We start from the raw sequence: 13,392 nt of genomic DNA on the forward strand, positions 1-13,392 counted from the left end.
TGTTGTTATATTTTATGCCGCGCAGTGTAACAAACAGACACTTAATCTGCTAGTAAAAATAATTCAGCACAAGAGGACGGAAAAGTGTGACTTGAGTAGGATAATTTTTGGTTAAATACTCGACCTTAGTCGTAAGAAATAGTCACCAAGATCGAGGTTATTTTATAGAAACAATCAAGAACGATGACAACTCTCTAATAGAATTATCATCGAATCGAATAAGTATATTAACAATAGTGGCTGCAAGTCACAATTTACTACTGAGATTCAAACTTATCATGGTCTTCTTTTTTAATAGCCTTGTGGCCGTCTTCAGCAACACCGCGTTTCCAATAACTACTGATATAAATCGCTTCTCTTGGAATGGCTTTGTCGTTTCTGAAATACTGGCGCAATGCTCTCATTTCATCGAATTCGGCTGCACACCATACAAAAGGTTCGCCAGTAAGCCATGGCAAGGCTTTTGCCTCATTCGATAACGAACCCGTAGTCCAGATAACCTGCATGCCCTCAGGTACGTAAATCTCCTGTTTGTCTGCCATATCTTCTATCTGAACCACGGCATAGCCTTTCGCGTCTTTTGGCAGCAGAGTAAGTTTTACTGACAGCGCTGGTAGGGCCGTCATATCTGCCGTAAAGAAGAACCAATCTTTTGTCACATTGACTTCTTGTAGAGCGCCTGGACCAACAAGCGATACAGTGTCCCCTACTTCCGCGGCCATTGCCCAGCGAGCACCAAAGCCACAAAGTTTGTCTTCAGTAACGTGAGTCACGAAATCAACATCAATTTCACCACGCAATGTATCGAGGCGACGAATGGTATACGTGCGCATTTTTGGTCGCGCATCAAATGGCTCGTCATCGAGATCAGTACCGCCACGCTCATTAAAAAGCAGTTTGATGTAACCGCCAAGGCTGTCCATAGGAAACTGTGTAAATGCTTCACTATGTAATGTGATGCGTATCATGTTAGGTGACAGGGTCTGTTTATGACTAACAGACGCCATTTTAGGAGTTGGCTTTTTCATTGTATCTACTTAATGATTATTGTTTGCATTAAGTCTAACACAAGCGAAGCGAAACGAGATGCTATCCATTGGCAAATTTTTCCGACTTTACAGACTTTTACTTTATCAATTCTCAACAAAGTTCGGTCATTTTCTCCCCCATATAAGACTATGTTGGTTGTACCACGCAAACGCCCCTTATCACTCTTTAGTATATTTTTCCACAAAGCACTGTTCATAATTTGACCAAGGTAGGATTGACTTCTATTGTTGATAGACCGCTCACAACAATGGAGGTAAAACATGAAAAAAATGAGTAAGGCATACCGCATGCAAATCATCAAAGAAGTGGCAGAAAGAAAGCGGCGTGATCAATTCGATGACCCGATGGCTTTGTATATCAATCACCTTTTGGATGAACGCCCGAGCATCGACAATGTCGTTGAATACAAACAAGAATTTAGCGGAAGCTACTTTGATGAGAATATTGGGGGATGGATCAGTAAAACTTGGCAGAGCAAGTAACAATTCAATTTAGTGTGACCACACAATAAAACCCGTCTAGATATTGGGAACGAGCTGCGAGCTCACGATAAGGCGCCGCATTAGAGGCGCCCCCAAACGCAAATTAACCTCTTACAGCAATCACCTCTATTTCGACTTTGGCATCCATTGGTAGTCTTGCTACCTCTACACATGAACGCGCCGGAAATGGAGCATTCTGGCTGACGAAAAACTGTTCATATACCCCATTCACCTTGGCGAAATCGTTAAGATCTTTCACAAACACCGTGGTTTTGACAATATTGCTTGCATTCAAACCCGATGCAGAGATTATCGCGAGTGCATTTTGAAGAGACTGGCTTGTTTGTTCCGACACATCTTCTGGCATGACTTTGGTTTCAGGGTTAATCGGCAATTGACCTGATGTGATGACCATATCACCAAAACTCACCCCTTGAACATACGGACCGATAGCAAGCGGCGCTTTATCTGTAGAAATTGCGTTCATTTTATTTTCCTAGTTGTCTATTGCGCTCAGAGTGAACCAGTAACACAGGGCTACTGGTCACAATGAACATAAATAATGGCGGGTTTTAAAACAGGGAATAACGTTAGCCAGTAAAGTTAGGCAGCATTCCCAACATAGAAAGCACATGGAAGATTGCGGTCAATACCCCAAACCCGATGACGACAGAAATCATTGCATTGCCCCCAGGAGCCGTGAAGCCTCCTGCGCCTGCATGCACCTGACGTGTTTTGCGAGCTAATAATGCAGGGATAATACATGCCCACACCGTCGCAGCCGCACCTGCATAACCAATAGCAATAACAAAGCCGAATGGGAACAGCAGTGACAGAACGAGTGGTGGCAAAAAGGTAACTAGCCACGTCTTAGTACGACCTGATTTGTCATCGCTAAACTTGAAGAAGTCAGCTAAGAAATCAAATACACCTAGGCCAACACCAATAAACGATGACAATATCGCCGCCATAGAGAAGGTATTGATGGCGTTTGCAACCTGTTCCGATTCAATGACAGAGCCCAGCGCTTTGAGCAATGCATCAACGTTGCCACCTTGTTCTATAACTGGGCCGAAATTCGCGCGCGGTAAGTTTCCGAAGATACTGAAAAGCCATAAGAAATAGAGGGTAAGCGCTATCACCGTGCCGCCTAAAATAGCGTATTTGGCTTTGGTCTCCTCACCGTAGTAGGCACGCATAGATGATACAGAATGATGATAACCAAACGATGTCAACGCGACTGGCAACATCGCCATAGCGTATGGCGCGTATGCATTTTCCTCACCGATGGTATCAAACAGTACTGACATGTCGACCTTGACCGCCAGTCCCGACACGCCAAACACAAAGCTCAGTATCATGAAGGCGATCAAAACGACGGAGATTCTATCTACCGCTCGAGTAGAGTGCCAAACGAACGCTGAGAAAATGAGTACAAACAGTGCCGATGCCACTTTGGCATTCAGGCCTAACACATCCTGAAGGATTAAACCGGAAGAAGTAATGTAGGCGTACAGTAATATACCGCCAACAAAATAAACGGTAATGTTGTTCAGTAAGTTGACCTTGTTACCGAGTAAATCTTTGGTCACCGTATCGAAAGAGACCTTTAAATCATAATGTCTAAATGCTTCTAACAGCATCCAGCCCGATATTGTCATAACAATCATGGTAATGGCGATCGCCAGCATTGACCACACGGTCCATGCGCCAGCTCCTGCACTGGGTAGTCCAAGCATGCCAGCGCCGACACAGACGCTAGCAATGATGCACGCGCCACCAATGAGCGACGGATTCTTTTTCATCATTCTGCTCTCTTAAATTCACGTTATTGGATTAGGGTGATTTATCGTTATTATTTTGTTTTTTTATTATGTTGTTTTTAGGAAAAAGAACGCAGCTCAAAGGCTGCGTTCTTTAGGTGTGACTAGGCTTCTTCGAGTTGCTTCTCTTCAGCCTTGTGAGCTTCGCCCTTTACGGCCACTTCCACCTCTTTCAGTCTGGCAGTAAAGTGACGCAACACCTCAGGCTCATAAGTAAAGTCGAGCCCTTTCACGTTGTGTGCGTTGGCTTTTACTTTCTCAAACGCTTCGATGACGTAATCCATGTGCGTTTGCGTGTAAGTTGCACGAGGAATCGTTAGTCGAAGTAGCTCTGCTGGACATGGGTGCTGCTTACCCGTTGCTGGATCGCGACCTAGCAATAGTGAACCAATCTCAACCGCGCGAATACCCGCCACTTTATACAGCTCACATGCCAGTGCGTGCGCAGGGAACTGATCCGCTGGGATATGTGGAAGAAGCTTACCGGCATCGACAAACGCTGCGTGACCACCAGCTTGCTGGCAAACCACACCAATCGCTTCCAATCCATCCACCAAGTATTGAACTTGATTGATGCGGTACTCTAGCCAGTCTTGACGCATACCGTCATAAAGACCAACAGCAAGACGTTCCATCGCACCGCCTTCGAGACCGCCATAAGTCGGGAAACCCTCTTGAACCACACACAAGGTACGACAATCGGTATACACATCCATAAACGAGTCGTCTTTAAAGCAAAGTAGACCGCCCATCTGCACCATCGCGTCTTTTTTCGCCGACATCGCTAGACCATCGGCATACTTGTACGATTCACGTGTGATTTGCTCGATCGTCCAGTCTTGATAACCAGGCTCACGTTGCTGAACAAAGTACGCATTCTCCGCATAGCGCGCTGAATCCATAATCACTGGAATGTCATACTTCTGAGCAATCTCATAAACCGCTTTAAGGTTTGCAATAGAAACTGGCTGACCACCTGCAGAGTTACAAGTAATCGTGCTCACGATATAAGGTACGTTGGCAGGGCCTGCTTCTACAATTGCTTGCTCTAGCTTCTCTAGGTCAAAGTTGCCTTTAAAATCTGCATTCACAGCAGTATCGAACGCATCTTTTGTATAAACGTTTTTCGCCACACAACAGTTCACTTGAGTATGACCTTGAGTGGTATCGAAGAAGTAGTTAGACAACGCCACCATCTTACTGCGATCAAGACCTTTCTCTTTTTCACGCTTTTTAATTAGCACAGGAATATAGATTTGTTCTGCGCCACGACCTTGGTGGGTAGGGATAGTGAGTTCATAACCGAAAATGTCTTTCACTGCATTTGACAATGCATAGTAGCTGCGGCTACCGCTATACGCTTCATCACCACGTAACATCGCCGCTTGCATTTCTTGTGTGATAGAACCTGTACCACTGTCGGTCAAAAGATCGATAAATACATCTTCACTATCTAATAAGAATGGGTTCATACCTGCTTTAATAATCGCCTGTTCGCGATATTCACGTGTAGTACGTTTTACAGGCTCAACAACACGAATGCGGAATGGTTCTGGTAGGTGTTTGAAGTTTTCCATTATTAATTACCCTATATATATTTACCTTCAAGCCTTTTATTTATAGTTAAGACTGAGATGAATTTTAATTACAGATAACCCTATCTAGGAATATATCCAGATACGATTGAATTTGATTGTTTTATTTTATGACGCCGCTAGCACAGGCTACGATAATCAACACGGGTAAACTTTGGTTTGAATACACAATGGTTTGAGTACACACTGGTGTAAGTATACCTAGTGTCGCAGTCAGCATGTTGCTGTCAGGCAGACGCACTGGACAGTGCGAGAGAGTTATCTCGAAGGGAAGAAGAAAGCGATTTTGTAGTCTAGTGTGAACCAGCTACTGATTGTGTTGAACTTATTCATTTATTTACCTACTTACAATACTCGACTTATCAAGCCTTGTTCGTTTTTTCAAACAAGACATTATCGAACTAACTAAGTGTATTATCTATAACTTACCGTACATGTCATTACTATAGGATATAATTTGAGAACCTGCTAACAAAAAAGTTGAATGTTCTTTAATTGTAATTTGTTTATAAAAGAATATTTTGAAGCAGATCAATACAGCGTACTAGTTAATAAAGACACCAAGCATTGCCTTTATAAAATAATCAAGAGTTTATGCGGTCATTCAATTGCTAGTTTCTAGTTCGCCGTTTTCATAAACTTAACCACTCTTTCCATCATGGTATCGAAATAGGGATTCCAGCTTAGGCGAGCACTAATGCGATCTTCTTTAAGTAACCCCCAAGCGGTATAGGTCAATGTTGGCATACCAACACAATCTACCGTATAGACTTCTCCTTCCTCCGCTCCCCCACACTGTCGCATTAGCCCTCTTTCGCCATATAAAGGATTGTCGGCGCGATAGAGTACTGAGATATGCGAGCCACTCTCGATATTTTGCTTTGAAAGATCCATACTGCGCTTGATAACCCGTGCATCAGGATAGGACTTTTCGCCATACCACACCAAACGGCTGTTTGGGTTGACGAACTCGGTTCTAAACAGCGAATACACGCCTTCGGTATCAATCAGCTCGTCGTTTTCTGTCACCATCAACAAGGCGGGTACTTCTAGCTGATATTGCTGCAAATCCAACTCTACCTGAGTTGTCGTTTGGTAATAAAGCGCAGCACCATGCATGGCAAGTGAATCATAGCGGGTATAGTTTTGTTCCTTTGCGACGTTCACCCAGTCAACAAAGACGCTCGCTGTTCCAGCAAAACGCACGATGACATCATCAGGACTAAAGGCAGGTGAGAATAAAACCAACCCATTGACCGCTTTTGGATTTTGAGCAGCATAAGAAGTCACCAAATTAGTACCGGTAGAAAACCCCGCTAACCACACTTCATCAACATCGCGCTTTAACAGCGTAACTTGATTGGCAACTGCTTCGTGCCAGTCTTTCACATTGGGTAGCATTAAATCTGCTGGCCTAGAACCATGTCCAGGCAACAACATGACGTGCACTAAGTAACCTTGTTCAGCCAAGACAGGTGCAATATCAATAAATGAATAAGGCGAATCACCTAACCCATGTACCAATAGCACCCCCTGCCCGTTGGGATGATTTGGTATTAATCGATAAGGACTTACCGCTTTCATCTCAGCATCGTATCCAGCACCATGAAATACACGAGTCTCATCAAGCCACTTGGTGGTTTGTTCAATATATTGATTGAAGTTGGATTGCGAATAAGGGGCGAGTGAACCAGAGGTGGTATACATCTCTGGTTCTTGTTCAATGATAGGATTGGTGCAGCCTGTCATGCTTATCGTGAAAAAAACACTAACGCTCAGTAAAGCATGATGGCTTAGGTAGCGACGAACAGCTGAAATTTGACTGTTGATCTTATCCACCAGCGCCACTCATTTGATGGTCACGAAAGTACTCTTCGGCATCCATGACTTTGCCATCTGGCAAAGCACACTGCTTCTTGTCTTCTATATAACCACCACCCGTCGCTTCACAAAAACGTGCTGCGCTCTCAGGGCCTTGCTGATGATGAGCTCGAAAATACTCCCATGCATCCACTTTTTCACCCGATTTTAAAGTACACATACCTGTTTCTAGATCGTAAACACCGTGTTTTTCACAGTAGACAGCGGCGGGATTTGCCATACCTACAGGCTCGGGATCGGATTTTGCGCACCCCATAAGCGCTGTTGGCACTATCGCCGCCAACGCAAAATAACGGATTAGATTTCCACCTTTCATAGGGATTCTCCTTTATTCGCCTCTTTCACCGACGCGCTATCTACACAAAGGGAAAGTGGCTCACGTGTGTCTAATAAAGTTAGATGAAACTGTAAAATATGCAACAGATCAGATGGTTATTGTGACCTGGTTGTTGTCAGCGGATGCTCTAGTTCGAATTTTTAATCCTTCAAGGTAACACGTCTTCGAATGTGAGAAGGTAACTCATAGTATGTTACTTGTATCTTGGTGCGGATACTTGAAAATTCATGAGTAAATTATTAGTAGAAGGTCACAACTTATGAAGGGTGTTCGTTTATGGCATTTTGCCCAAGCTTCACTTGGGATTGTCCAATGGGTAGGCATCGCAATTTTGCTCAATCCTATCATCATTGAAAGAACCGCCAGCGGCGCTTTGCTTGGCCAAGTCATGGCCTTGATTGGCGGAGCTGGATTACTCGCACCATTAATTGGCGGTCTGGCTGACAAACATTCTTGCCATCAGATCTTGCAACGCCTTGCTCTATTGACTCACTTTATCGCGCTGTTGACCCTCTACTTTGCCGACACCTCAACCACGACTTACTGGATTGTCGGTGCACTCATTGGCGTTGGGAGTGTCGCACTGCTCGTGCTTAATCCTACCTTTGTGATTGCCTCTAGCAAGAATCAAAAAGAAGAAGGTCGCGGATTGGCGAGTCTCTATCAATGTCAATTTTTCGGCATCGTTGTGACCGGACTCCTTGTCGCCCTCGCTGATTGGATGGCCGTTAGTAGCACCAATCAATTGCTGATTTTGATGGGTCTCGTCTTTGTTGTCCTCGTTATGGTAACCATTGCACCGCCTCCTCCAGTTGAAGCCAATCTGCAAGAAGCCGTATCGGACGAGACACAAGAGCACAGCCCGAAGGCAACCAAAAAAGCAATGCCTTGGTTCCTATTTTTGCTTGCCGTGTTTTTCTCTATGTTTCTTTCCTCCAACCTCATGGAGCTCGGTCCACTGCTTATTAAAGAGGTGTACCACGTAGAGATTGGTAATTCTGCGCTTGGTATGGCGGTGTCTGCCGTGATCAGTATTTTCATGCTTGAATCTGCTGGACGTTGGATGCAAAAAAGTGGACCATTTATGGTGTGGTATGCTGCTCAGGCAGTGTACTTGGTCGTCGGTTCATTATTCTGGTTAACGGCGGGTCATGATGTAAACACTATCTTACCCATCGCGCTGCTCGTTGTGCTTATGCAGGCTATGTCTTGGAATGACATGATTATTCCAGCAATTGCAGGCAGACTAAGCCCCAACTCGCCAGCTCTTACACAAGGTCTATTAATGCTTTGTATGGCTGGAGGCTTTGGCGTTGGGGCGATGCTAGCAGGTATGTCGATTGACAAGTTCGGTTATGCTTCTGTGTTTACACTGTCATTAGGCGGTATTGTTGTCGCCCTTGTGTGTATTGCCGCACTGGTTATGATTTCCAAGCCTAATACGTCTGAAGCCGCTTCAGCCTAACCCCATAGACTACGAGCACCATGGAGGCGGGACTCTCGCCTCCTTTTCCTTACTGCCACTCAAAATATCAAAATTGAGTACTGTGCCTCAAAGCACAAACGTCAAACCGACAATTCTAAGTAAAATCTACACTGGATGAACCAGTTAAACGATTTCTTAATATATAATCGCCAGCAATTGAGTTAATCCTAAGAGAATTATGTTTCTAACACCTTACGTATCAACAAGCGAAAGCCAATTTGAGTTCACCCGCAAGCAAGCGAGCCATTTCGCTAAAAAGGTCGCGGGCGATTTCAACCCTATTCATGACGAAGACAACAAGCGTTTTTGTGTACCGGGCGATCTGCTATTCGCAGTCCTACTTCAAAAAGAAGGCATTAGCCAAAAGATGCGCTTTAATTTCTCCGGCATGGTAGGTGACGGTGTTGCTCTGAACGTCGTCGAAAAAGGCGAGCACGAGAGTGCTGTTGTTGATACGGCGGGCAAAGAATACTTGCAAATGACTCACCAAGGTGAGGTTAGCCATGACCAAGCGTTCATCGAACATGTCGTGACCAACTATGTTCAATTCTCTGGCATGAACTTCCCTCACATCATGGTTCCATTAATGGAACAAGAGCAAATGATGATCAACTGCCAGCGTCCTCTGGTGATTTACGAGAGTATGGAAGTCGAGTTTGACCGCCTAGATCTTCAGCACCCAGAAGTTGAATTCACTGGAGCGACATTTGATGTTGAAGGCAAACGTGGTGTGGTCACACTTAACTTTGCATTTAAAGAAGACGGTGATGTCGTTGGTAAAGGCGTTAAACGTTTGGTTGCAAGTGGTCTTAAGCCCTACGATACCAATGCGGTCGACGATCTTGTAGCTCGCTTCCATGAACGTAAGGATCTGTTTCTTGAGACGCTAAGCCAAAACGCTTAACGAGTATCAAAAAAGCCGTGTCACATTAATATGACACGGCTTTTTGCTTTCTATCAGGTGGCATCAAACCCAGCGCCTAACCTTGTCTTTATATTGCCTGTAAGGCTCACCAAACATAGATTCGAGCACTCGCTCCTCAGGTTTAATTTGGAATCGATTCATATAAGGAATAAACAGCCAACATAAGGTGAGCGCTAAGCCGTCTTCAAGCCAAAACCCCCAGCTGAGCAGCAGAACAAACAGTGCGAGATACATCGGATTTCGAGTTTTGGAAAAGATACCGCTATCCACTACGCAGCTGGCTTTGTCTGGCTTGGTCGGGTCGACCGTCGTTTGCGCCTTTCTAAACTCCAGCACACCAGACACACCAATAAAGCCACTTAAGATAAACAGCCCCGCTGCCCAAACACTTTTCAGCGGAATATAGGTATACAGCCAACCATTGTCGTATCTAGCCACAAAGTACATCGAAGCGGCAACAAACAAAAAAACCAACACCGGCGGTATCTTCAGCTCTAGTGCTTTCACATCGACTCCTTGATTTTTCGAGAATACACATAATAAAGCGCCCGACTAGGACGCTTTAAAATGAGGTTAATTCAACAACTGCAACACTGCCTGCAATGGATGCTTGGTTGGCGCGTGTTCAAAACGCTTCACCTGACTTCGGCAAGAGTATCCCGTTACTAAGCAACGCTCTGTCGGAAGCTTATCCAGATTTGGCGCCCAGCTAAGCCCATAAATATCTTTCGACATTTGCAGCTTATCTGACTCATGACCAAACGTACCAGCCATACCACAACAACCAACTGGAACTGTTGTGAGGCGTCCACCGAAGTGCTGGAAAATACTACCCCATTCTTTTTCAGCATTTGGCATTTTGGTTTTCTCAGTACAGTGCGCAAACAGATACCAGTCCGCCTCATCAACCACGCTGCTGGGTTCAATATCCTTGAGCATTGGTGTTAACCACTCATGTACTGTAAGGACATCAAAATCACCACGCGACTCAGCAAGAATCTCGGTATATTCATCTCGGTAACAAAGCACTAATGCCGGGTCGACGCCGACTAACGGTATATCAAGTGCTGCGACCTCCGCCAGAAAGTCCGCTGTATTTTGAGCAGACTTCGCAAATTGTGCCAAAAAGCCCTTAATATGGGTTGCTTTACCATTGGGTTTAAACGGCAACATTACCGGCTTCTTACCCAGCTTCAAAATCAGCTTGGCGAAATCTTCCACCACTTGCGCGTCATAAAAACTAGTAAACGGGTCTTGAACAATACACACATAGTCTTGACGCTGTGTAGTTGGAATAGCTTGAAGCTGTTCTAAATTGAACTCTGAAACTGGCTGATGTTTAATTCTCGATTTCAGGGTTGGCACCGACAGCAACGGCGCATCAATATAGCCCACCGACTTTTCTGTCAGCTTCTGCACCAAAGGCTGCTTAAGCGCAAAGTTGACCACTTTTGGCACTTTCGCCATATAGGGCAGCATGGTTTCGATATTCGCAACCAAATAGTCTTTTGCCGGACGCTGGTATCGCGTGTAATACAAGTTGAGGAATCGAGATCTAAAACTTGGTACATCGACTTTGATTGGACATTGGCTAGCACACGCTTTACAGGCCAAACAGCCATTCATCGCCTCATACACTTCGTGAGAGAAATCATACTCGTGGCGCTTATTGAAGGTATTGCGCCACTTTTCGATCAATCCTTTCGCACTTGGTGATTGCTTGGTCTCATTTTCAAGCTCTATGACATCAAAGCCCTGCTCCGACAGCTGTCTTAGCCACTCACGCACCAAACCGGCACGCCCTTTTGGAGAATGGCGACGATCCGCCGTCACCTTCATCGACGGACACATTGGCGACGCGGTATCGTAGTTAAAGCACAAGCCATTACCGTTACATTCCATCGCTTGAGAAAAGCTATCACGTACTTCAACTGGAATTTGACGATCGTAAGTGCCACGTTTAACGTCAGATACTTTCACCAGCTCATCGTCACTCCCTAACGGCGTACAAATCTTACCGGGGTTCATCTTATTGAGAGGATCGCACGCAGATTTAATCCGGCGCAGCTCATTAAACAGCTCATCACCAAAAAACTCAGGGCCGTACTCAGAACGAAAACCTTTACCGTGTTCACCCCACATTAGACCGCCGTATTTCGCCACCAATGCGACAACTTCATCGGAGACCTGGTGCATGAGCGCTTCTTGATTCGGATCGCACATGTCTAGCGCCGGTCTTACATGAAGTACACCGGCATCGACATGGCCAAACATACCGTAATTTAGATTGTGGCCATCCAGTAGGACTCGAAACTCTGCGATAAAGTCCGCCAAATTCTCTGGCGGCACACAGGTGTCTTCAGCAAAAGCTATCGGTTTAGCGCTGCCTTTGACTGCGCCAAGCAGGCCAACGGCTTTCTTACGCATGTTATAGATGCGCCCAATGCTCGCCACATCAGTGGTAATTTGGTAGCCGATAATGCCGTCTTGTTCGGTTTTTAGTTTCTCATCCAAGCTGTCAGTAAGTTCTTTTACTGCGCGAGCGACTTCCTGTTCATCTTGCCCTGCATACTCGACCATGTTTAGGCCTTGCATTTCTTTGCCCGGCACGTCGCTAATCAAATCACTGACGGTATGCCAAACAATATCTTGTTTCGCAAGATTGAGTACCCTTGAGTCCACGGTTTCAACCGACAATGCATTGGCTTCAACCATAAACGGTGCGTTACGTAGCGCGGAATCAAAGCTGTTGTATTTAACGTTGATTAGAGTTCGCGCCTTAGGGATTGGTGTTAGGTTCAGCTTCGCTTCAGTAATGAAGGCCAGTGAACCTTCGGCGCCACAAAGAATACGAGTGAAGTCAAAGTCATCACTGTCTGGCTGATAAGCATTTTTCAGATCATAGCCTGTTAGAAAGCGATTAAGCGGAGGAAACTTTTCATCGATTAAGGTTCGCTGTGACTGACATACGTTCTTCGATACCGCGAGAGCTTGCTCAGCAAAACTACCCGATGGAACTCCTGCACCCGAGCCATCACTTTCCAGCAGCGAACCATCAGCAAATACTGCTTGTAAAGAAAGTACGTGATCAGAGGTCTTGCCGTACTTTAACGAGCCCTGTCCCGATGCATCGGTGTTAACCATGCCACCTAGAGTAGCGCGATTACTGGTCGATAGATCTGGTGAAAAGAAATACCCATACGGACGAATTGCATCATTTAGGGCGTCTTTAACAATACCAGTTTGTACTCGAACCCAACCTTCATCTTCATTGATTTCCAGTACTCTATTCATATGGCGGGACAAATCCACCACCACACCAGAGGTTAGAGATTGACCGTTGGTACCGGTGCCACCACCACGCGGGGAAAACGTCACTGAGCTGAACTTGTCTTGGCTAGCAAGCTCACCAATCAATTGAACATCTTGGGTGGTTTTCGGGTGCACAACGGCTTGCGGCAATTTTTGATAGACACTGTTGTCGGTCGCAACCGCCAAACGGCTAGAGTACTGAGTCTCAATATCGCCGCTAAAGCCATTCGCTTCTAGCTGCTGAAGAAACACCTGTACAGTGGGATGAATATCGGTTTGAGTATGTAATCTTGGTAACATTTAGCTTCCTGCCCCTTAAGTCTGCTGATCCACTCAGCAAAGGAGTAAATTGTATGAATGCTCTTACGCGTACATAGAGACGTCACGGCTAACGTTATATACGTCGCTGAAAGCACATCGATTTTACTTATCCCGCCACTTTACAACAATTAAAAGTGTGATCAAATCGGAAACTCGCGGACAACACCTCTGTTTTATGCC

General features: G+C 45.2%; 12 protein-coding genes. 3 read left to right on the forward strand and 9 right to left on the reverse strand.

Annotation, left to right across the window (positions count from 1 at the left end; genetic code table 11):
* Positions 1 to 257: 257 nt before the first annotated feature.
* Complete coding sequence (locus ACVA6Q_RS11310) at positions 258 to 1,028, reverse strand: siderophore-interacting protein (protein WP_446647555.1); 771 nt, start codon at positions 1,026 to 1,028, stop codon at positions 258 to 260.
* A 282-nt stretch (positions 1,029 to 1,310) separates the two neighbouring features.
* Here ACVA6Q_RS11310 and ACVA6Q_RS11315 point away from each other — a divergent pair, with 282 nt between their 5' ends.
* Positions 1,311 to 1,532 (forward strand): hypothetical protein, encoded by a 222-nt coding sequence (locus tag ACVA6Q_RS11315; protein ID WP_446647556.1) that lies wholly within the window; start codon positions 1,311 to 1,313, stop codon positions 1,530 to 1,532.
* Positions 1,533 to 1,635: 103 nt separating this feature from the next.
* Here the strand turns inward: ACVA6Q_RS11315 and ACVA6Q_RS11320 are convergent, their stop codons facing one another.
* The 6 genes from ACVA6Q_RS11320 to ACVA6Q_RS11345 form a co-directional block, all read right to left on the reverse strand.
* Positions 1,636 to 2,019, reverse strand: a complete 384-nt coding sequence (locus ACVA6Q_RS11320) for a RidA family protein (RefSeq protein ID WP_446647557.1) — start codon at positions 2,017 to 2,019, stop codon at positions 1,636 to 1,638.
* A gap of 103 nt (positions 2,020 to 2,122) precedes the next feature.
* Entirely contained in the window at positions 2,123 to 3,337 is a 1,215-nt protein-coding gene (locus tag ACVA6Q_RS11325; protein WP_446647768.1) for an aromatic amino acid transporter, read from the reverse strand.
* 122 nt (positions 3,338 to 3,459) lie between these two features.
* Positions 3,460 to 4,932, reverse strand: coding sequence for a tryptophanase (gene tnaA / locus ACVA6Q_RS11330; protein ID WP_353496032.1), 1,473 nt, complete (start codon positions 4,930 to 4,932; stop codon positions 3,460 to 3,462).
* Positions 4,933 to 5,208: 276 nt separating this feature from the next.
* Positions 5,209 to 5,283 (reverse strand): tryptophanase leader peptide, encoded by a 75-nt coding sequence (gene tnaC, locus ACVA6Q_RS11335; protein WP_112461785.1) that lies wholly within the window; start codon positions 5,281 to 5,283, stop codon positions 5,209 to 5,211.
* Between the two features lie 285 nt (positions 5,284 to 5,568).
* Complete coding sequence (locus ACVA6Q_RS11340; RefSeq protein WP_446647558.1) at positions 5,569 to 6,789, reverse strand: alpha/beta hydrolase; 1,221 nt, start codon at positions 6,787 to 6,789, stop codon at positions 5,569 to 5,571.
* Positions 6,782 to 7,147: a DUF333 domain-containing protein gene (locus ACVA6Q_RS11345; RefSeq protein WP_446647559.1), complete on the reverse strand. Its 366-nt coding sequence runs from the start codon at positions 7,145 to 7,147 to the stop codon at positions 6,782 to 6,784. Before ACVA6Q_RS11345 ends, ACVA6Q_RS11340 begins: the two co-directional genes overlap by 8 nt.
* A gap of 280 nt (positions 7,148 to 7,427) precedes the next feature.
* On the opposite strand from ACVA6Q_RS11345, the gene ACVA6Q_RS11350 reads away from it, so the two are divergent.
* Both ACVA6Q_RS11350 and ACVA6Q_RS11355 read left to right on the forward strand, forming a co-directional pair.
* Positions 7,428 to 8,633 carry an MFS transporter gene (locus tag ACVA6Q_RS11350; protein WP_446647560.1) on the forward strand — a complete coding sequence of 402 codons (1,206 nt, stop codon included), beginning with the start codon at positions 7,428 to 7,430 and terminating at the stop codon, positions 8,631 to 8,633.
* Positions 8,634 to 8,832: 199 nt separating this feature from the next.
* Positions 8,833 to 9,558: a DUF3581 domain-containing protein gene (locus tag ACVA6Q_RS11355; protein ID WP_446647561.1), complete on the forward strand. Its 726-nt coding sequence runs from the start codon at positions 8,833 to 8,835 to the stop codon at positions 9,556 to 9,558.
* A gap of 63 nt (positions 9,559 to 9,621) precedes the next feature.
* On the opposite strand, the gene ACVA6Q_RS11360 is transcribed toward ACVA6Q_RS11355, so the two are convergent.
* Both ACVA6Q_RS11360 and ydiJ read right to left on the reverse strand, forming a co-directional pair.
* A complete protein-coding gene (locus ACVA6Q_RS11360) occupies positions 9,622 to 10,086 on the reverse strand; it encodes a methyltransferase family protein (RefSeq protein WP_446647562.1) in 465 nt (154 codons plus the stop codon).
* Positions 10,087 to 10,152: 66 nt separating this feature from the next.
* Positions 10,153 to 13,191: a D-2-hydroxyglutarate dehydrogenase YdiJ gene (ydiJ, locus tag ACVA6Q_RS11365; protein WP_446647563.1), complete on the reverse strand. Its 3,039-nt coding sequence runs from the start codon at positions 13,189 to 13,191 to the stop codon at positions 10,153 to 10,155.
* Positions 13,192 to 13,392: the final 201 nt, after the last annotated feature.

The organism is Vibrio sp. DNB22_10_4 (assembly GCF_052879755.1).

What these genes read in the sequence shown, in the direction of transcription:
- ACVA6Q_RS11310 (WP_446647555.1), bottom strand. Translation starts at nt 1,028, where the DNA reads ATGAAAAAGCCAACTCCTAAAATGGCGTCTGTTAGTCATAAACAGACC.
- ACVA6Q_RS11315 (WP_446647556.1), top strand. Translation starts at nt 1,311, where the DNA reads ATGAAAAAAATGAGTAAGGCATACCGCATGCAAATCATCAAAGAAGTG.
- ACVA6Q_RS11320 (WP_446647557.1), bottom strand. Translation starts at nt 2,019, where the DNA reads ATGAACGCAATTTCTACAGATAAAGCGCCGCTTGCTATCGGTCCGTAT.
- ACVA6Q_RS11325 (WP_446647768.1), bottom strand. Translation starts at nt 3,337, where the DNA reads ATGAAAAAGAATCCGTCGCTCATTGGTGGCGCGTGCATCATTGCTAGC.
- tnaA (WP_353496032.1), bottom strand. Translation starts at nt 4,932, where the DNA reads ATGGAAAACTTCAAACACCTACCAGAACCATTCCGCATTCGTGTTGTT.
- ACVA6Q_RS11345 (WP_446647559.1), bottom strand. Translation starts at nt 7,147, where the DNA reads ATGAAAGGTGGAAATCTAATCCGTTATTTTGCGTTGGCGGCGATAGTG.
- ACVA6Q_RS11350 (WP_446647560.1), top strand. Translation starts at nt 7,428, where the DNA reads ATGAAGGGTGTTCGTTTATGGCATTTTGCCCAAGCTTCACTTGGGATT.
- ACVA6Q_RS11355 (WP_446647561.1), top strand. Translation starts at nt 8,833, where the DNA reads ATGTTTCTAACACCTTACGTATCAACAAGCGAAAGCCAATTTGAGTTC.
- ydiJ (WP_446647563.1), bottom strand. Translation starts at nt 13,191, where the DNA reads ATGTTACCAAGATTACATACTCAAACCGATATTCATCCCACTGTACAG.